The sequence below is a fragment of the Streptomyces sp. NPDC005435 genome (genome assembly GCF_040703155.1).
Lineage (GTDB): Bacteria > Actinomycetota > Actinomycetes > Streptomycetales > Streptomycetaceae > Streptomyces.
The window spans coordinates 240,513-258,023 of sequence record NZ_JBEXEQ010000009.1; the positions used below are offsets into that span (position 1 = coordinate 240,513).

Sequence of the window (17,511 nt, forward strand, 5' to 3'; positions counted from 1 at the left end):
CCCGGAAAGGCCTCCCATGACCAACCCGTTCGAGAACCCCGACGGCGTCTACTCCGTCCTCGTCAACGACGAGGGCCAGCACAGCCTGTGGCCCGACTTCGCCGACGTACCGGCCGGCTGGCGTGTTGCGCACGGACCGGCCGGCCGCCAGGAGTGCCTGGACTACGTCGAGACCCACTGGACGGACATGCGGCCCAAGAGCCTCATCGAGCGGTCCTGAGGGCCGAGTCCCCTGCCGGGGAAGGGACGGCGAAGCCTGCGCACCGTCAGGCCGAGGCCCCGCAGTCGACGACCAGATCGGTGCCGACCACCGCACCGGCCTCGGGCGAGGCGAGGTAGAGCACCGCGGCCGCCACTTCCTCGGCTTCCGCGAGCCGGCCGAGCGGGTTTGCCGTCTTCACCCGCTCGGCGCGGTCGGCCTCGGTCTCGCCGGGCCGCAGCGACATGGGGGTGGCGGAGGCGCCGGGGCTGACGGCGTTGATACGGATGCCCTGGTGGACGTGGTCGAGAGCGGCGGCGCGGGTCAGCGCGGAGACCGCCGCCTTCGAGGTGATGTACGCGGCGAGGTTCGGGATGCGGAGGTGTGCGCCCAGGTTGGAGGAGATGTTGACGATGGCGCCGCCACCGTTCGCCTTCATGTACGCGATCTCGTGCTTCATGGCCAGCCAGACACCGGTGACATTGGTGCGCAGCACCGCGTCCCAGTCCTCCTCGCTCACATCGCCGACGGCTCCGACGGCACGGAGTATCCCGGCGTTGTTGACCGCGATGTCCAGCCCGCCGAAGCGGGTGACGCTCTCGCGTACGAGGTGCTGGAGCCGGCCGGAGTCCGTGACATCGGCGGTGACGGCGGTCGCGATGCCGCCGGCGACCTCGATGAGGGCGACCGTCTCGTCCAGGGAGGCCGCGGTGCGTCCCGCGACGACCACGGACGCGCCCTCGGCGGCGAAGGCGCGGGCGATCGCGCGGCCGAGGCCGGAGCCCGCGCCGGTGACGAGGACGGTCTTGCCGGTGAAGCGGTTCATTTCGGTGACTCCCGTGACTGATGGGCTACTTGGTGCGGTGGTTCAGTGGGGCGACCGCGCCGAGAGTGGTCCTGCCGCGACCAGGGGCGAGGCGTTGCCGCCGAGTGCGAGCAGGTTCTCCTCCGCCAATATTTGACTGATCGGTTCATTATTCGGGCATGCGGCAGGAGCCCGGTGGATGCGATGAGGGTGCGTCAGTCCAGCAGGGCCAGGGCCTGCTCGGCCGCGTCCCGCACCCGGGCGGGATCGTTCGACGCCTTGCCGACGACCCGTACCCCCTGGAGCAGTACGAGCAGCATGCGGGCCAGGGCGCGCGGATCGCGGCCCTCGGGCAGCTCGCCCTGGGCCTGGGCCCGCACGAGCGCGGAGTGCAGCGGGATCTCGACGTGCTCCCAGCTGAGCTCGACCCGACGGGCCGCAGCGGGGTCGTGCGGGGCCAGCTCGGCCGCGGTGTTGGTGACGAAACAGCCGCTCAGCCGGCCCTCGGGGGCGGTGGCCTCCGCGGCGAAGCGGCGCACCACGGCCCGCACCGCGGGCAGCGCGGGGCCCGGCTGGGACAACTCGGCGAGGAGAACCGGGTCGTGCGTCTCGGCGTACCGGTCCAGGGCCTTCAGATACAGCTCGTGCTTGTTGCCGAAGGTCGCGTAGATGCTGGCGCGGCCGATGCCGAGGTGCTCGACCAGATCCGTCAGTGACGTCGCCTCGTAGCCGCGCTGCCAGAACAGCTCAAGGGCCGACTGCAGTGCGGCGTCCGGATCGAATTCCTTGGTCCTGGCCATGGTGAAGACATAAGCAGATCTGGAACGGTCGGTCAAATAAGATGGTGGTGTGCTGCGCGAACAGCTCCAGCGGAAGCCGTGGCCCGCGCATCCGCTGGAGCTGTTCCGCCTTCAGGACGCCGGCTGCCCCACCTTGGTCGCCGGCTTGCCGTCCACGGCCGCGTCGAGCTGCGGCACCAGCCGGTCGAGGACGTACGGGATGCTCAGCACGGTGGAGAGGGACACCGCGTTGCCGTAGTCGCTGGTCTCCTTGACGAAGACCTCACGCCCCTGCTTCACCACCTTCAGGTCGCCGTACAGCGGGTTCTTGTGCAGCTTGGTGACCGCCGAGGTGGTGTCGGGCGCGATCCACACCGCCACGTCCTGGTCGAGCAGGTCGTACCGCTCCTTGCTGATGTTGGCGCCGAACTGGTCGCCGATCAGCTTGTCCAGGTCCTTCGGCAGCGAGAAGCCGAGGTCCGCGAGGAGCCGCGAGCGCGGGTCCTGGCTGCCGAAGACGAAGACGCCCTGGTACGGCGTCGCCATCACGGCCGTCTTCCCGGCGAAGTCCGGATGCGCCTTCTTGGCCGCCGCGAACTTGTCCTGCACGCCCTTGACCAGCTGCTTCGCCTCGGCCGGCTTACCGAGCGCCTTGCCGATCTCCTCCGTCTGCTGCTGCCAGGGGATGCCGTAGTCGTTGTACTGCTTGGGCTGCGCGACGACCGGCGCGAACTTCGACAGGTTCTCGTACTGCGACTTGGTGAGCCCCGAGTACAGGGCCAGGATGAGGTCCGGCTTGAGCGCGGCGATCTTCTCCACCTGCGGTCCGGTGCCGGTGTCCTTGAGGACGGTGGGCGCGGGGGACGAGCCCAGCTTGCCGCTGGCCCAGGGGCCGACGGCGCCCTTGTAGCCGCCCACCCACTCGGTCGTGCCGACCGGCACCTTGCCGAGGGCGAGCACCGCGTCCTGGTCGGTCAGGCCGACGGTGACGATCCGCTTCGGCTCGGACTTGATCGTCGTACTGCCGTATTTGTGCGCGATGGTGACGGGGAAGGCGCCGCTCGACGCCGACGAGCCCGACCCGCCGGACGACCCCGCGTGGTCGTCGTCGGCGGAGGAGCCGCACGCGACGGCCGCGCCGACGAGCAGGAGTACGGAGGTGAGCAGTCCGGTCAGCCGGGTGGCTCTACTGGCACGGGCCATCGAGTGATCATCCTTACGGTCGTGAACGGTCGGTCGGTGCGGGGGGTCCGGGGGGTTCTGGTGCGGGGGAGGGGCCGGGGGACGCCGGGCGCTGTGCGGACCAGGCACGCCACAGCCGCGCGTACGCGCCGCCGGCGGCGAGCAGTTCCTCGTGGGGGCCCTGCTCCACGATCCGGCCCTCGCGCATCACCACGACGCGGTCGGCGGTCGCGGCCTGCCCGAGCCGGTGGGCCACGACGATCGCGGTCCAGCCCTTGAGCACCTGCCGGGCGGCCGACTCCAGCAGCCGGGCGCCCGAACTGCCCGCCTCCGCCGTCGCCTCGTCGAGTACGGCGACCGGCGGATCGGCCAACCACAGTCGGGCGAGCGCCAGTTGCTGGGCGCGGTCGGCGGTGAGCCGGTGTCCGCCGTCGCCCACCACCGTGTCGAGCCCCTCCGGCAGCGCTTCGGCCCAGTCCCGCGCGCCCACGGCGGCCAGCGCCTCCAGCAGCTCCCCGTCGGTGGCGTCAGGGCGGGCGAGTCGTAGGTCGTCGGCGAGCGGCCCGGCGAAGACGTGCACCTCCTGGGTGACCAGCGCGACCGAGCGGCCGTACTCGTCCGGCTCCGCGCCGTCCACCTCGATCCGGCCCGCGTCCGGCCGGTGGAGCCCCGAAATCAGCTTCGCCAGCGTCGACTTGCCCGCTCCGGTGGTGCCGACCAGGGCGACGGTCTCGCCGGGGCGGACGGTGAGGTCCACGTCGTGCAGCACGGGGCGGCCGGGCAGGTAGGCGTGGGAGACACCGGTGACGGTGACACCCGCGTCGGAGCCGGGCAGCTGGCCGACTCGCCTTTCCTCGGCCGGGAGTTCGTCCACGACACCGACGAGCCGGGCGAGCGCGGCCGTGGCGGACTGCGCGTCGTCGAGCAGGACGAGGGCGGTGTTGACCGGGCCGAAGAGGCTGTGGAAGTACAGCGCGGCGGCCGTCGCCGTGCCCAGCGAGGCCGAACCGGAGCGCACCAGCAGGAAACCGGTGGCGAGAACGGCCGCGAGTCCCGCGAACTCGGCGATGTGCAGGCGGGCGTAGAAACGCAGGACCAGTCCGACACCGCGCATGGTGAGGTCCACCGCCGCCCGCGAGCGCTCGGTGACCCGGCGCAGGTGGGGTGCCTCAAGTCGCAGGGCCCGTACGGTCGTCGCGCCGCCGATGGTGTCAAGGAGCTGCTGCTGCTGGGCGCCGGTGGCGACGCGCTCGCGGGCGTACAGCGGCACGGCGTTGCGTACGTACCAGCGGGCCGTGTGCGCCTGTACGGGCACGGCGACCAGCGCGGCCAGCAGGAACCGCCAGTCCAGCACGGCGAGGGCGACGAGGGTCAGCACGATCGACAGGGCGGAGCGGGCGAGTTCGGGCAGCGCGGTGCGGACCGCTTCGGCCACGCGGGAAACGTCGCGTGTGACACGGGAGTTGAGGTCGCCGGACCCGGCCCGCTCCAGCCGGTCCAACGGCAGGGACAGGGCGCGCTCCACGAACCGCTCGCGCAGCCGGGCGAGTGCGCTCTCGCCGAGCCGGGACACCCGGGCCATGCCGAGCGCGGTCGTCACGCCCTGCACCACCGCGACGGCGGCCAGGGCGACGACCGGCGCCGTGAGCGCGCCCGGCGGCCGGTGCTCGGTCACCAGGTCCACCACCCGGCCGAGCAGCGGCTGGGTGGCCAGTCCCACGGAGGTGGAGAGGACCAGCAGGCCGAACCCCGTTGCCGCGAGCGCGCGTTGGGGGCGGAGCAGCTCACGTACGGCGGCGCGGGTGCGGGCCGGGGTGGCGGTGGGCAGGAGCGCGTGGTCCGGCGCGGGCGCCTCGGGGAGGGTCATGCCAGTACCGCCGTCCGGTAGGCCGCGTCGGTCTGTACGAGGTCCGCGTGCGTGCCCCGGGCGCCGACCCGGCCGGCGTCGAGCAGGACCACGCGGTCGGTGACGGCCAGCAGGGCGGGGCTGTTGGTCACCAGGACCGTGGTGCGGCCCGCGCGCACCTCCCGTACGCCCTGGGCGATCCGTGCCTCGGTCACCGCGTCCACGGCGGTCGTCGGGTCGTGCAGCACCAGGACGTCCGGTGCGGCGCCGAGGGCTCGGGCGAGGAGGACGCGCTGCCGCTGGCCACCGGAGAGGGAGCGGCCGCCCTCGCCGATGCGGGTGGCGGGGCCGTGCGGGAGGGAGCGGATGACCTCGTCGGCTCGGGATGCGGCGAGTACGTGATCGTTCTCCGCCGGGCCTCGGCCGGCGGTCGGCCCGGCGTTCACGGTGGTGGCCCAGGGGTCCAGGTTCTCCGCCAGCGTGCCGTCGAACAGGGCCGCGTCGTGCGCCGCGACCAGGACCGCCGTGCGCAGCAGCGCCGGGTCCAGGGAGGTGAGCGGTACGCCGTCCAGCTCGACGCCGCCCGCCTCCGGGTCGGCCTCGCGGGCGAGGCAGCGCAGCAGCGCCTGGGCGTCGGCGGGGTCCGTGACGGCGATGCCGGTCAGCTCGCCGGGGGGCAGGTCGAGGTCCACTCCGGCCAGGCTGCCGAGCCGTATGCCGCGCAGCCGGAGGCCACCGGGGGTGGGGGTCGGCAGGGGGGTGGGGTCCGGGGGTGTGGCGGGGGCATCAGCCACGGGGGGCGCAGGGGTCACGGCGGCCACAGCGGGCACGGGGGCCGCAGGGGCCACGGCGCCCACCGCGGGCTCCGCCGCGAGGACGGCGGCCACGCGGGCGGCGGAGGCGCGGCCCTGGGCGAGTTCGGCGTTGACCCAAGCGAACACCTCAAGTGGCCCCAAGAGAAAGAGGGCCAGACCCACGGCCGAGACCAACTGGCCGAGGGTGATGGCGCCGCTCAGGGCCAGCCGGCCGCCCGCCAGGGCGATCAGCGCGATGAAGACACCGGTGAGGGCGAGGACGAGACCGGTCTGCCAGGACTCGGCGCGGGCCGCCCGCAGGGTCGCGGCGAGCGAGTCGCGGCTCGTGCGCCGGTACCGCTCGACCGCCGCGCGCTGGGCACCGAGCCCCTTGAGCACCCGCAGCCCGGCCACCAGATCGGCGGCCACCCCGGACGCGTGCGCGGCCCGCTCCTGCTCGGCCTCGCTGCGCCGCTCCAGCGGCTTGCCGAGCAGATGCCCGGCCCACAGCAGCGCGGGCGTGCCGAGGAGCACGATCAGTCCGAGCGGTACGGACACGAACAGCAGGGCCACCGCGCCCGCCGCGACGCCGACGAAGGCCGAAATCCCGCTCATCAGCGCCATGTTGACGGCGCCGACCCGCTTGGCGTCCTCGGTGGCGATGCTGACCAGCTCGCCGGGCAGCCGTCCCGACTCCGCGCCGCCCCGGGCGTCCAGGACCCGGCGTACGAGGGCCACCCGGAGTTCGTGCGCGGCCTCCTCGGCGGCGCGTTCACCGGCGCGGGCGCCCAGCCGGAAACTCCAGGACAGAGCCACGTAGACGACAGCGAGCACCCCGAGCCAGAGGGCCAGCAGCCGCCCGTCCGAACGGGCCACGGCGCGGTCCACGACGACACCGATGAGCACCGGCACGGCGACCTCGCCCAGTTGATGACCCGCCCCGAGCAGCACGGCGAGCGTGAGGCGGCGCCTCTGACGCTGGACGGCGTGTGCCAGGACGTCCCGCCCCGACGGCTTCCCTGTTCCCACCAGCCACCCTCCGGAACCGGTCAACTTAGGGAAGGCTAGTCTAAGTAAGCGCGGCCGCGTCAATGCTTTCGGCAGGGTGGTGGGTGCCGAGTGGCCGCCGGGCCGCCCGCCGGGCGACGGCGGGGATGTGACGACAGGGCCTAATGCGCGGTGCGCGAGGACATCGCGGGCGAGGCGTCCGCCGCCTCGTCCGACTGCCGCAGCTCCGCGAGGAGTTCGTTCTGCCCGGCCAAAAGCTCGGTGAGGATGCGGCGGGCCGCCCGCAGCAGCTCGGCCACATCACCACCGGCGAGGGCGTAACTCACCGTCGAGCCCTCGCGGATGGACACGACGATCCCGGACCGCCGCAGTACGCCGAGCTGTTGGGAGAGGCTGGACGGCTCGATCTCTATGTCCGCCAGCAGGTCCCGCACGGGTACGGGGCCGTGCTGGAGCAGTTCGAGGACCCTGATGCGCACGGGGTGCCCGAGCATCCGGAAGAACTCCGCCTTGGCCTGATAGAGGGGGACTTGCATCGGAGCTCGCTCCCTGCCGCGTCGGGGACGGTCGGTCCAGGGCGCGGCGGCCGGCCCGGAGGGCGCCGCCGCGCGCCATACGCCCTGTACGGGCGATCCTTCTCGTCCCGGGCCACGCACGACCGCGAGTTGGGATCATGCTGATGTCGCGACTTGAAGAAGTCTTCACATCGTGGGCATGCGGGGCCCGGGACCTGAGAAGGCGTCAGACCTCAAGCTGTTCTTCGACGCGCTTGAGCTGGTGGCGGGCCATCGCGAGATTGGAACGCGACTTGTCCAGCACCAGGTAGAGGAAGAGGCCGTTGCCGTTGCGCCCGGTGACCAGCCGCATCAGGTGGTACTGCGCGCCCAGCGTGATCAGCACGTCCTCGATCTGGCTCTTGAGCCCCAGCTCCTCCATCGTGCGCACCTTGGCGCGGATCACGTCCGTGTTCCCCGCCGCCGCGATGTTGAGGTCCAGATCCTTGCCCCCGCCCAGGGTGCCCAGGGCCATACCGCTGGTGTAGTCCACCACCGCCGCCCCCATGGCCCCCTCGACCCCGGCCATCATCTCCTTCAGCGAAACCTCGACACTCGCCATGGTGATCCTCCCCTTGAACCTCGTCCGAACCGGCGCGACTTGATCCGCCCGGTGCCCGCACGCTAGGCGAGCGGCACCGGCGCCGGTACGAAGGTCTTCGGGAGTGAAGGGTGTTGACCGAGAGGTGTCGAGCGACGATCGCTCAGCGACCGCAACAGGGCGTCCAATGACAGGAGTTGACCGTGTGGCGGAGACTCGACCGTCACTCGGGGTGAGCCACCGCCGCCTTCTGCAGCCGGACCGCCGTCAGCAGACTCAGCCCCCGCTCCGACTGGCGCAGTGCCTTCAGGGCCGAGACCGAGCCGATGTCCCCGGTGAAGCCGGCGGCGGCCAGCCGGTCCCGGTACCACTGGGCGCACAGCCGGCCTTCGTCGGCGGTTCCGGTGTCGGCGACGATCTCCAACGCCCGCTCCAGTCCCGGCCGTTCCCCGGGAGCGGCCTCCGCGAGTGCCTGCCGGAGCGTGGCCGACACCAGGTCCGCGTCCCGGACGACCAGGGCGAACTCGCGCCTGCCGGTGAGGTCCTTGAGGTGCTTGATTTCCGTCATGCGGATCATGGTGCTCGGCAACCGGCGCCGTGGCCAAGCGACTTGAGCAGACTCTGAGCCGGGCGGCCCGCGGCCCCGTGAGGCCGGCCGCGGGAGCCCGACGGTGTCAGCCGCGCGGGCTGCTGATCCGCTCCGGCTGGATCACGTAGACGACCCGGACCTGGTCGCGGCCCCCGAACCACGGGTACGGGCCGCCGAGGTACTTCTGCGAGAGCGCCTCGATGTGGTCGACCGCGCCCTCCTTGGTGACCTTCACGACCCGGCCGCGGATCTGGACGTAGTTCGAGGGGTCCGACGGGTCGGACACCGCGACCGCCACCCGGGGGTCGCGCTCGATGTTGCGGGTCTTCTGGTGCGACTCGACGCTGTTGATCAGGACGTACTCGCCGTCGGTGTCCACCCAGGTCTGGGTGAGCTGGGGCGAGCCGTCAGGCATCGTGGTGGCGATGTAGCAGGTGCTGGGGCGGCGCAGCAGCGCCACCAGGTCCTGGCCGAGGGGGACGGGCATGGGGCTTCTCCCGGATCTGTTCGCTGAGAGGATCACCGTATCCGGGGCCGCTCCCCGCCGCGCTAAAGGGCGGCGTCGTACGCGGCCCGGGCGGCGGTGATGTCCGCCCGGTGCCGTTCCGCCCAGCCGACGAGCCCGGTGAGGCTCGCGTGGAGTTCGCGGGCCATGGGGGTCAGGTCGTACTCCACCTTCGGCGGCACCGTGGGGTAGACCGTTCGCACGAGCAGGCCGTCGCGTTCCAGCTTGCGCAGGTTCAGGGTGAGCATCCGGCGGCTGATGCCGGGGATGGCCCGCTCCAGCTCGGTGAACCGGACCGGTCCGTGTGCGGTGGCGACGAGGATGCCGATGCTCCACTTGCCCGCGACGTGGTCGAGCACCTCGGTGAGCGGGCACGCCTCGTTGCTGACCTGGTCGGACACATCGGTGTGACTGCGTGACATGAAAGTGCCTCCTTCCGCCGCGCGTCATGGTTACAGACCATGGCCCCTGTAACAAGTCGTGCCCCATAGGAGGGAACCCACATGTGGCGAACCCACACACCCGCACGTACATCACGGTGGCCGGCGCTGGCCGTGCTCTGCGCCGGGCAGCTGATGGTCATCCTCGACGGGACCGTGGTGAACGTGGCCCTGCCCGCTCTCCAACGGGACCTCGGCTTCTCCCCGTCCGGCCTGGCCTGGGTGCTCAACGCCTACCTGGTCCCCTTCGGCGGTCTGCTGCTGCTTTCCGGACGCCTCGGCGACCTCGTGGGACGTAAGCGCGTCTTCGTCGCGGGCCTGGTCATTTTCACGGCCGCCTCCCTGCTGTGCGGGGTCGCCCAGGACCCGGCGACCCTGCTCGCGGCCCGGTTCGTCCAGGGTGCCGGCGGCGCGGTGACCTCCGCCGTCACGCTCGGCATGGTCGTCACCCTGTTTCCCCGGCCGAGGGAGCGGGCCAAGGCCATCGGCGTCTACAGCTTCGTCCAGTCCGCCGGCGGTTCGCTGGGCCTGCTCGCCGGGGGTGCGCTGACCCAGACCGTCGGCTGGCACTGGATCTTCTTCGTCAACGTCCCGATCGGCATCGCGGCCGCGCTGGCGGCCGGACGCGTGCTCGCGCCCGAATCCGGAGCCGGCCTCCGCGAGGGGAGCGACGCCGTGGGCGCGCTCCTGGTCACTACCGCGCTGATGCTCGGCGTCTACACGATCGTCGGGACGGCCGGCCGCGGCTGGACCTCGGCCCACACCCTGGGCTGCGGCGCCGCCGCGCTCGCCCTGCTCCTGGCCTTCGTCGCCCGCCAGGCGAAGGCGGCCCACCCCCTTCTGCCGCTGCGGGTGTTCCGCTCGCGCGAGGTCTCCGGAGCGATGGGCATCCAGGCCCTCATGGTGGCCGGGATGTTCAGCTTCCAGTTCCTGTGCGTGCTCTACCTGCAGAAGGTGCTCGGCTTCGACGAACTGCGCACCGGGCTCGGCATCTTCCCGGTCTCCGTCTCGATCGGCGCGCTCTCCCTCGGCCTCTCGCCCCGGCTGATCGCACGCTTCGGCCCCCGCGCCGTCCTTCTCCCCGGACTCGCGCTGATCACCGGAGGCCTCGCCGCGCTCGGCCGCGTACCGGCGGGCGGGAGCTACGCCGTCGACGTCCTGCCCGCGCTGCTGCCCCTCGGCATCGGCTTCGGCCTCGCGATGCCGTCCCTGGCCACCCTCGCCATGTCGGCGGCCACACCCCAGGACTCCGGGATCGCCTCCGGCATGTTCAACACCATGCAGCAGATCGGCAGCGCCTTCGGCCTCGCCGTCCTCAGCACGCTCGCCACCACGCACACGGACGCGCTGCGGGCCGACGGGGCGTCCAACACCTCGGCGCTCACGGGCGGTTACCAGCTGGCCTTCCGTATCGGCGCGGCCCTGGTCGCCGTCGCCCTCCTCCTCGCCGCCACCCTGCCGCGCCCCCGCGCCACGGCGCTACGCCCGGCGAGCGAGGAGGAGCCGGTCGCCGGGAACGCCGCCCGATGACCCGGTCACGCGGCCGCGTGGTGGAGGGTGGCCAGTTCGTCCTCGGAGAGGCGCAGCGAGCCGGCCGCCACGTTCTGGGCGAGGTGGCCGAGGTCGCCGGTGCCGGGGATGGCGAGGACGTGCGGGCCCTGTTGGAGTGTCCACGCCAGCCGGACCTGGGCGGTGCTCACCCCGTGGGTACGGGCGATGGCATGCACCCGGCCGCTGTCCCGCGCGGGGGCGCCGACCGTGCGTCCGGTGCCCGCGATCGAGTAGAACGGCACGAACGCGATGCCCTGTTCACCGCAGATCCGCAGGAGTTCCTCCTGCTCGGGTGACGCGCCGACGCCGTACATGTTCTGCACGCAGACCACCGGTGCGATGGCCTGGGCCTCGGCGATGTGGTGGGAGCGGATGTTGGACAGGCCGAGGTGCCGGACGAGCCCGGCGTCGCGCAGTTCGGCGAGCGCGCCGAAGCGGTCGGCGATGGAGTCGGTGCCGACGATGCGCAGGTTGACCACATCGAGGTGGTCGCGGCCGAGCTGGCGCAGGTTCTCCTCGACCTGGCCGCGCAGTTGCGCAGGGGTGGCGTGGGGCAGCCAGTCGCCCGACGGGTCGCGGCCGGGGCCGACCTTGGTGGCGATGACGAGGTCGTCCGGGTAGGGCGCGAGGGCGCGGCCGATCAGCTCGTTGGCGGAGCGCAGGGGCGAGAAGTAGAACGCGGCGGTGTCGAGGTGGTTCACACCGAGCTCGACCGCCCGGCGCAGCACCCGGATCGCCTGGTCGCGGTCGCGCGGGACGGCGTCGGGCACGAGCGCCTCGCCGTGCTGGGGGAGGCGCATCGTGCCGAAGCCGATCCGGTTGACGGTGCGGTCGCCGAGCTTCCAGGTGCCCGCTGCCGCCGCGGTGATCGTCTGTGAGGTCATGCCGGGATGATCGGCGCACGCTAGCCTGAGGGGCCATTGATTAAGGCATGTCTGAATCCTCCGGGGGAGCCGGCCGTGGCGGAACTGGCGTTCTCTGCGAACGACTTGGCGAAAGTGCGGTTCGCCGTCTCGCCCATGTGGGAGGTCGCGCCCAGCTTCCGGCTGCTGATGGCGGACACGGCTCACCCGGTCCACCGGCCCTGGATCGAGCAGGTACGGCCCCGCGTACTGGCCGCCGGCCTGGACCGGGGGTGGCTCGCCGAGCTGATCGGACCGTCCGGCTACGTGCCCGACTTCCTCACCCCGGCCCCGGCGCAGTCGGCCCCCGCACCGGTGGCGGAGTGGGACGCGATCAAGGCCTCGCCCGCCGACCGGGTCCGCCGGGACCTCGACCACCTCGCCCGCCACCAGGGACATCTCGGACCGCGCCTGACGGGCCTGCGCGCCGACCCGCCCTCCCGTCTGGCCAGGCTCACCCAAGAGATCGAGACCTACTGGGAGTTGGCGCTCGCCCCCTACTGGGCCCGGATCAGGGCCGTACTGGACGCCGACATCTACCACCGGGCCCGCACGGTCGCCGAGCACGGCGTGGAACGCCTCTTCAACGACCTTCACCACTCGGTGAGTTGGCACGACAACGCGCTCACACTGGTCCGCCGGAAGCGGAGCATGCCCCGCCGGTCCGTGGGCGCGGGGCTGCTGCTGATCCCCTCCGCGTTCACCGGCCCCGGACCGCGCACCCAGGTGAGCCCGCCGGACCCGCCCCAACTCGCCTATCCGGCACGGGGTATCGGCACGCTGTGGGAGACGCGGACCGCCGCCACCGGCACACCCGCCCTGGTCCGCGTCCTCGGCCGCTCACGCACGCTGCTGCTGACCGAACTGGAGACCCCGGCCTCCACCACCGAACTCGCCCACCGCACCGGACTCTCCCCGGCCGGGGTGTCCCAGTACCTCACCGCGCTGCGCGACGCGGGCCTGGTCAGCGCCCACCGCGCCGGACGCTCCGTGCTCTACGCCCGCACCGCTGCCGCCGAAACCCTTCTCCAGGCGTCCTCCTGACGCCTTCCGGCGCCGGTCGCTAAGCGGGGTTGTCCCGCAGCCACGCGAGCCGTTCGGCGGCCGTGCGGGTCAGCGGGTGGTCCGGGCCGAACACGCGGGTGTAGTCGGACCGGCAGCGGCGCAGCAGATCGGCGGCCTCGGTGCGCTCGCCCGCGTCGATGAGGACGTTGGCCAGGTTGTCGCGGGCCTGGACGGTGTCGGGGTGCCCTTCGCCCTTGATGCGGGAGGTCTCGGACACCACCTCGCGCAGGATCACGGCCGCCTCCCCGTACCGCTCACGGGCGTGCAGGACGGCAGCGAGGTTGTTGCGGGTGTTCCGTGCCTCCGGGTGCGCGGCGCCCTTGACCCGCCGCTGGGCGGCGAGGACGGTACGCATCACCGCCTCGGCCTCGTCGAGCCGGTCCAGGCGGCACAGCGCGGCCCCCAGATTGGCCTGGGCGGCGAGTCCGGTCTCGCCGTCGCGCTCGCCTTGCCGCTCCAACTGGGTGAGGAGAGTGCGGAGTTCCGTCTCCGCCTCGGCCCAGCGGCCGCATCTGATCAGCGCGGCCGCGTGCCGCCCGGTGTCCGACAGCACCGTGGGATGGCCGGGCCCGAGCTGCCGCCTGCGGCGCTCCAGCACATCCCGGTGGAGGCCCACCGCCTCGGGTTCGCGCCGGAGTTCCTCCAGCGCCCGCGCCAGCCCGCTCGCGCTGTCGAGGGTGTCCGGATGGTCGCGGCCGAGCAGTTCGGCCCGGCCGGTCCACACACTGCGCCAGACCTCCTCCGCCTTGCCGGGATCGCCCATGCGCTGCAGCAGATCGGCGATGTCGGCGGCGGTCGTCAGGGTGTCCTCGTGGACGAAGCCGAGCTGCTCGGCCTGGAGGCGCACCAGGTCCATGAGACGTTCGAGGGCCTCCTCGCGGCGCCCCTCCAGCCGCGCCAGCGCGCGGGCGTAGTCGCGGAACGCCAGCAGGGTGTCGGGGTGTTGGGGCCCGAGCCGTTCGTAGGCGGCGTTGGCCTTCATGCCATAGAACTCGTGCGGCGGGATGCCGACGCGGGCGATCTCCTCCTCACCGCCGTCCTCGTTCAGCAGCGTCACCACCAGGTCGGCCGCCCGGGGCTGCTCCGGATCGGCGGAAGGTGGTGCCGGCGGCGGCTGCCGTGGTTCGTCGTCGCGCTTCCCGCGCCACAAGGGGGCCATGTCGCGACCAACTCCTTCTCGTCTGCTTCCTCTTCGGGCTTTTCCGGTCAGGCCCCCGAGTGCACATGGGCCGCCCAGAGGCTGGGGCTGTCGGGGAACGCGGTACGGCACTGTCGTACGGCGTGGTGCAGCGCGAGCGCGGCGCGGTCCGTGCCGAGGGCCGGCGACGCGGACGGTACGCCGGTCCGTAGCCGGCGGTAGAGGCTCTTCGTCACACGGACCGCCACCGCGTCGTGCACGGGCCACAAGGTGCCGATCGCGTGCGGGTAACCGGCGATCTGGAAGGCCGAGGTGATGTGGATCGCCTCGTCCGCCAGCAGCTCGGAACCCCGCGCCGTGTCGCACGCCGACAGCACCGCGAGCCGGGCGTTGGGCAGTTCGAGACGCGAGATGTGACGTACCGTCAGCGGATGCTCCTGGTGGTCGTGCACCAGCAGCCGCGCCCGCGACGGGTTATCCGGGTCGCTCACCCCGTGACAGGCGAAGTGCACATACGGATGCGCGGACAGGACGCCCAGCACGTTGTCGCGCGTCGCACGCGGGCCCGCGAGCACGCCGGGCACCGGGAACAGCGCGCGCAGCTCCCGCACCTCCCGGCGCACACCGCCGAGGGGCCGGGTGCCGGGCGCGTCGGGGACGACCACCGCCAGCAGGCCGCCCGCCGGATGGGGCGTCGCCGCGCGGGCGCGGGCGTAGGCGAGGGCGCGGACGGTCGGGGTGTAGGACGAGACGACGAGGTCGAGGACGGTCTGCGGTCGGTCCGCCTGCGGCGAGGGTTCGGCCGGCGGCCCGGAATCTGTCGGTGGCGGGGGGCCGGCCGGCGGCCGGGAATCTGACGGTGACGGGGGTTCGGGTTGCGGCCCGGGTTCCGGCAACTCCTCGTGGCGGCCCGCCGCGTGCAGCGGAAGTGCCGCGAAGGCACCGCCCGGCGACCACCACAGCCGGGGCCACGCGCCGTCGGCGGGCGGAGTGAGCAGCCCCAGCTCGCCGAGCACCGGCTCCGCGACACAGTCCCACGTCCAGGCCAGCACCTCACCGACCGTCTCCTGGCCCTCCCGCTCCCGCCCCGGTACGGAGGCGTCGACCAACGCGCCTTTCAGCCGCTCCACTTGTCCGTCCAGCACCTCGGGAGTCACCCGGGACAGCGGGACCAGCCCCACGCCGTCCGGCCGTACGACCAGGGCGTCGCTCCGGTAGACGCTGGAGTACAGCACCGCGACGGGACCGTCCTCGGCGCAGGCCAGCACCTCGTCGTACGTCGGCGCGCCGAGGAAGTTGGCGAAGCCCGGCAACGCGCGGATGTCGGTGACGAGTTGCTCCCACCGGACCGCCAGGGTGTGCCGCAGATCCGCGATGCCCGCCGCGTCGGAGCCTTCGGCGGGCGTGTCGGAGTCGGTCAGCTCGATGAGCCGGCGCAGATGGACGAACCGGTCCGCCGCGAGCGGATGTCCGGCACGCAGCCGCTCCCACTCGGCGCGCTCGGCGATCGCCTGGCCGAGCAGCACTCCGCGTCCCTGCTCCAGGAGCAGTACGGCGTGGTCGAGTCTGCCCAGCTGTACGGCGCAGGCGGCGGCGTCGGCGGCGAGCCCCTGCACACTCACCAGCTCGTGTTCCTGGTCGTCCCGTGCGAGACGCCGGGTGATGCTGAACGGCAGCAGCGCGAGGGCGAGTTCGAACCCTTCGAGCGCCTCCTGCCACCGGCCCGCGTCGGCCGCCGCCGTACCCCAGTCGCAGGCGGCCAGGACGCGCCGCGCGGCGGGCAGCGCCTCGATCCGGGCCACCTGCCGGTAGGCGTCCTCGGCCGCGCGCAGCACGGCGGGGTCCTCCGTCACGAGATGCAGGGTGCGCAACGCGGAGGCGTACGACTGGAGATACCCGGCGGTGTGCGCCGTGCCGGCGGCGGAGGCCCACACCGCCCGGCCGAGCGTGGACACCGCGCGGTGCAGGAGCGCCGGGTCCTCGGCCGAGCGGGCCGCGCCGAGCAGGCTGAGGCCCAGGTTGTGCAGGTAACTCGCGTGCTCCGGGCTGCCGTACGCCGAGCCCTCCACCGCGAGGTTCAGCACCTCGGCGGACTCCTCCAGGTCGGCCGGGTCGCCGCCGCTCAGATACCGCTTGTGCAGGGCGTTGCCGAGGTGGTTGAGATGTGCGGCGAGTTCGGGGGAGTCCGGCGGGGTCTGGGCGAGGACCTGCCGGGCCGCTTCGACGGCCTCGACGGCCGCGCCGGGGTCCGCCGTGCGGTCGTACCAGGTCTGGAGGAGGACGCCGAGGTTGGCCAGTTGCAGCGCGGACTGCTGCGGGGAGTGGGGGAAGCGCGGGGCGAGCCGGGCGAGTTCGGCCGCTTCGCGCAGGGCGGCGAGATCGCCGGTCTGGTGGTAGCGCTCGCGCAGGGCGACGGCCAGATTGGTCAAGCGGCCGAAGTGGTCGGGGAGGTCCGGGGACGGTCCGGCAACTGCTTCGCGCAGGATCTCCACCGCCTGGTCCAACAGCACAGTGTCACCCGTGCGTTCCTCCAGTCGGTGCAGGGCGTTGCCGAGGCTGTTCAGCCGCTGGGGGTGTAACGGGCTGTCCGGGGCGGTGCCCGCGACCGCCTCGCGCAGCAGCGTCACGGCCTCGTCCAACTGCCCGGTGTCCTCGGTGTGTTCGGAGGCGAGCCGCAGGGCGACCCCGAGTTCGGCCAGACCGCGTGGGCGTGCGGGATGGCCCGGGGGCGTGACGGCGACGGCTGCCCGGGCGGCCTCGATCATGTCCTCGATGTCGGCGGTGTCGCCGGTGAGTTCGGCCCGCGCGACGGACGCCGTGGCGAGATTGAGCAGTGCCGGTGTCCGGCGGGGATGGCCGACGGGCGTGGCCGCCAGGACCGCTCGCAGCAGTGCCACGGCCTCGCGCGCGACATCCGGTGAACGGTGGGATCTGACGGCGTGGTTGAGCGTGGAGGCCAGGTTGTTGCGGAGGGCCGCGATGTCCTCCTTGTTCTCGGGAACGTCGGCGAGCAGGCTGAGGGCGTGCCGCTGCAGTCGCTCCGACTCGGCCAGATCGGCCGCGCTGCCGGTGAGCCTGGCGCGTTCGAGCAGCAGGGTGGCGAGGGTGTCGTAGGTCGCCGAGGGCTGGTTCGTGCCGTCCTCGGGCATGCCGGCCGCGCGCCGCAGCACCTCGATCGCGGTGTCCATGTCCGCCTGGTCCCGGTCGAGTTCGAAACGGTCGGCGAGCATCCGGCCCAGCAGGCGCAGATCCTGTTCGCGCACGGTCGGGCGCACCACCAGCCGGTGGCCCAGCCCGATCGACTCGTCCAGGTCACGCCGGTCGCGGAAGGCGGTCCAGCGCAGCACCAGGGTCAGCCGCAGGGTGGACTCCCAGGTGGTTCGCACGTGTTCGGCCGCGGGCTCCGTCCTCAGCACCGCCCGGCAGATCTCGGTGCCGCTGTCCAGCGAACGGCGGTCACCGGTGCGCCGGAAGTGTCCGACCAGCGCGACGACCCGTTCGAGGGACTCCCTGTCCGGTCCGTTGCCGTCTGCCATCGCCCGCCCCCGTGCGGCTCGCTGTGGGCTCTCGACCGTGGCGCGCGGCGGGAACTCCGAAGCCCGATTTTACCCAG

At 72.8% G+C, this 17,511-nt stretch carries 16 protein-coding genes; 3 read left to right on the forward strand and 13 right to left on the reverse strand.

All coding sequences use genetic code 11. From position 1 onward, the window contains the following. Positions 1-16: 16 nt before the first annotated feature. The gene (locus tag AB0898_RS14110; RefSeq protein WP_366803160.1) at positions 17-220 is read left to right on the forward strand and encodes an MbtH family protein; all 204 of its coding nucleotides are present in this window, start codon (positions 17-19) and stop codon (positions 218-220) included. A gap of 46 nt (positions 221-266) precedes the next feature. On the opposite strand, the gene AB0898_RS14115 is transcribed toward AB0898_RS14110, so the two are convergent. The 10 genes from AB0898_RS14115 to AB0898_RS14160 form a co-directional block, all read right to left on the reverse strand. After that, positions 267-1,025: a glucose 1-dehydrogenase gene (locus AB0898_RS14115; protein WP_366803161.1), complete on the reverse strand. Its 759-nt coding sequence runs from the start codon at positions 1,023-1,025 to the stop codon at positions 267-269. 194 nt (positions 1,026-1,219) lie between these two features. Further along, positions 1,220-1,804 (reverse strand): TetR/AcrR family transcriptional regulator, encoded by a 585-nt coding sequence (locus AB0898_RS14120; RefSeq protein WP_366803162.1) that lies wholly within the window; start codon positions 1,802-1,804, stop codon positions 1,220-1,222. Between the two features lie 111 nt (positions 1,805-1,915). After that, on the reverse strand, positions 1,916-2,986 hold the full coding sequence (locus tag AB0898_RS14125) for an iron-siderophore ABC transporter substrate-binding protein (protein WP_366803163.1): 1,071 nt from the start codon (positions 2,984-2,986) through the stop codon (positions 1,916-1,918). 13 nt (positions 2,987-2,999) lie between these two features. Next, positions 3,000-4,832, reverse strand: a complete 1,833-nt coding sequence (locus tag AB0898_RS14130; protein ID WP_366803164.1) for an ABC transporter ATP-binding protein — start codon at positions 4,830-4,832, stop codon at positions 3,000-3,002. Beyond that, positions 4,829-6,634 (reverse strand): ABC transporter ATP-binding protein, encoded by a 1,806-nt coding sequence (locus AB0898_RS14135; RefSeq protein ID WP_366803165.1) that lies wholly within the window; start codon positions 6,632-6,634, stop codon positions 4,829-4,831. The genes AB0898_RS14130 and AB0898_RS14135 overlap by 4 nt, the downstream gene beginning before the upstream one ends. A 140-nt stretch (positions 6,635-6,774) precedes the next feature. Beyond that, positions 6,775-7,149, reverse strand: coding sequence for a metalloregulator ArsR/SmtB family transcription factor (locus tag AB0898_RS14140; RefSeq protein WP_366803166.1), 375 nt, complete (start codon positions 7,147-7,149; stop codon positions 6,775-6,777). 205 nt (positions 7,150-7,354) lie between these two features. Then, positions 7,355-7,729, reverse strand: a complete 375-nt coding sequence (locus AB0898_RS14145) for a hypothetical protein (protein WP_161183188.1) — start codon at positions 7,727-7,729, stop codon at positions 7,355-7,357. Positions 7,730-7,931: 202 nt separating this feature from the next. Continuing rightward, positions 7,932-8,276, reverse strand: coding sequence for a hypothetical protein (locus AB0898_RS14150; RefSeq protein ID WP_366803167.1), 345 nt, complete (start codon positions 8,274-8,276; stop codon positions 7,932-7,934). A gap of 106 nt (positions 8,277-8,382) precedes the next feature. Continuing rightward, the gene (locus tag AB0898_RS14155) at positions 8,383-8,784 is read right to left on the reverse strand and encodes a PPOX class F420-dependent oxidoreductase (RefSeq protein ID WP_366803168.1); all 402 of its coding nucleotides are present in this window, start codon (positions 8,782-8,784) and stop codon (positions 8,383-8,385) included. A 62-nt stretch (positions 8,785-8,846) separates the two neighbouring features. After that, positions 8,847-9,224 carry a helix-turn-helix domain-containing protein gene (locus AB0898_RS14160; RefSeq protein WP_366803169.1) on the reverse strand — a complete coding sequence of 126 codons (378 nt, stop codon included), beginning with the start codon at positions 9,222-9,224 and terminating at the stop codon, positions 8,847-8,849. Positions 9,225-9,305: 81 nt separating this feature from the next. Here AB0898_RS14160 and AB0898_RS14165 point away from each other — a divergent pair, with 81 nt between their 5' ends. Then, complete coding sequence (locus tag AB0898_RS14165; protein WP_366803170.1) at positions 9,306-10,772, forward strand: MFS transporter; 1,467 nt, start codon at positions 9,306-9,308, stop codon at positions 10,770-10,772. Positions 10,773-10,777: 5 nt separating this feature from the next. On the opposite strand, the gene AB0898_RS14170 is transcribed toward AB0898_RS14165, so the two are convergent. Further along, positions 10,778-11,677 (reverse strand): aldo/keto reductase, encoded by a 900-nt coding sequence (locus AB0898_RS14170; RefSeq protein ID WP_366803171.1) that lies wholly within the window; start codon positions 11,675-11,677, stop codon positions 10,778-10,780. 135 nt (positions 11,678-11,812) lie between these two features. Between AB0898_RS14170 and AB0898_RS14175 the strand changes: the two genes are divergently transcribed. After that, positions 11,813-12,739 (forward strand): helix-turn-helix domain-containing protein, encoded by a 927-nt coding sequence (locus AB0898_RS14175; RefSeq protein ID WP_366803204.1) that lies wholly within the window; start codon positions 11,813-11,815, stop codon positions 12,737-12,739. Positions 12,740-12,758: 19 nt separating this feature from the next. On the opposite strand, the gene AB0898_RS14180 is transcribed toward AB0898_RS14175, so the two are convergent. Together AB0898_RS14180 and AB0898_RS14185 are read right to left on the reverse strand one after the other, a co-directional pair. Continuing rightward, entirely contained in the window at positions 12,759-13,919 is a 1,161-nt protein-coding gene (locus tag AB0898_RS14180) for a tetratricopeptide repeat protein (protein ID WP_366803172.1), read from the reverse strand. Positions 13,920-13,966: 47 nt separating this feature from the next. Next, positions 13,967-17,434, reverse strand: a complete 3,468-nt coding sequence (locus AB0898_RS14185) for a CHAT domain-containing protein (protein WP_366803173.1) — start codon at positions 17,432-17,434, stop codon at positions 13,967-13,969. Between the last annotated feature and the right edge of the window lie 77 nt (positions 17,435-17,511).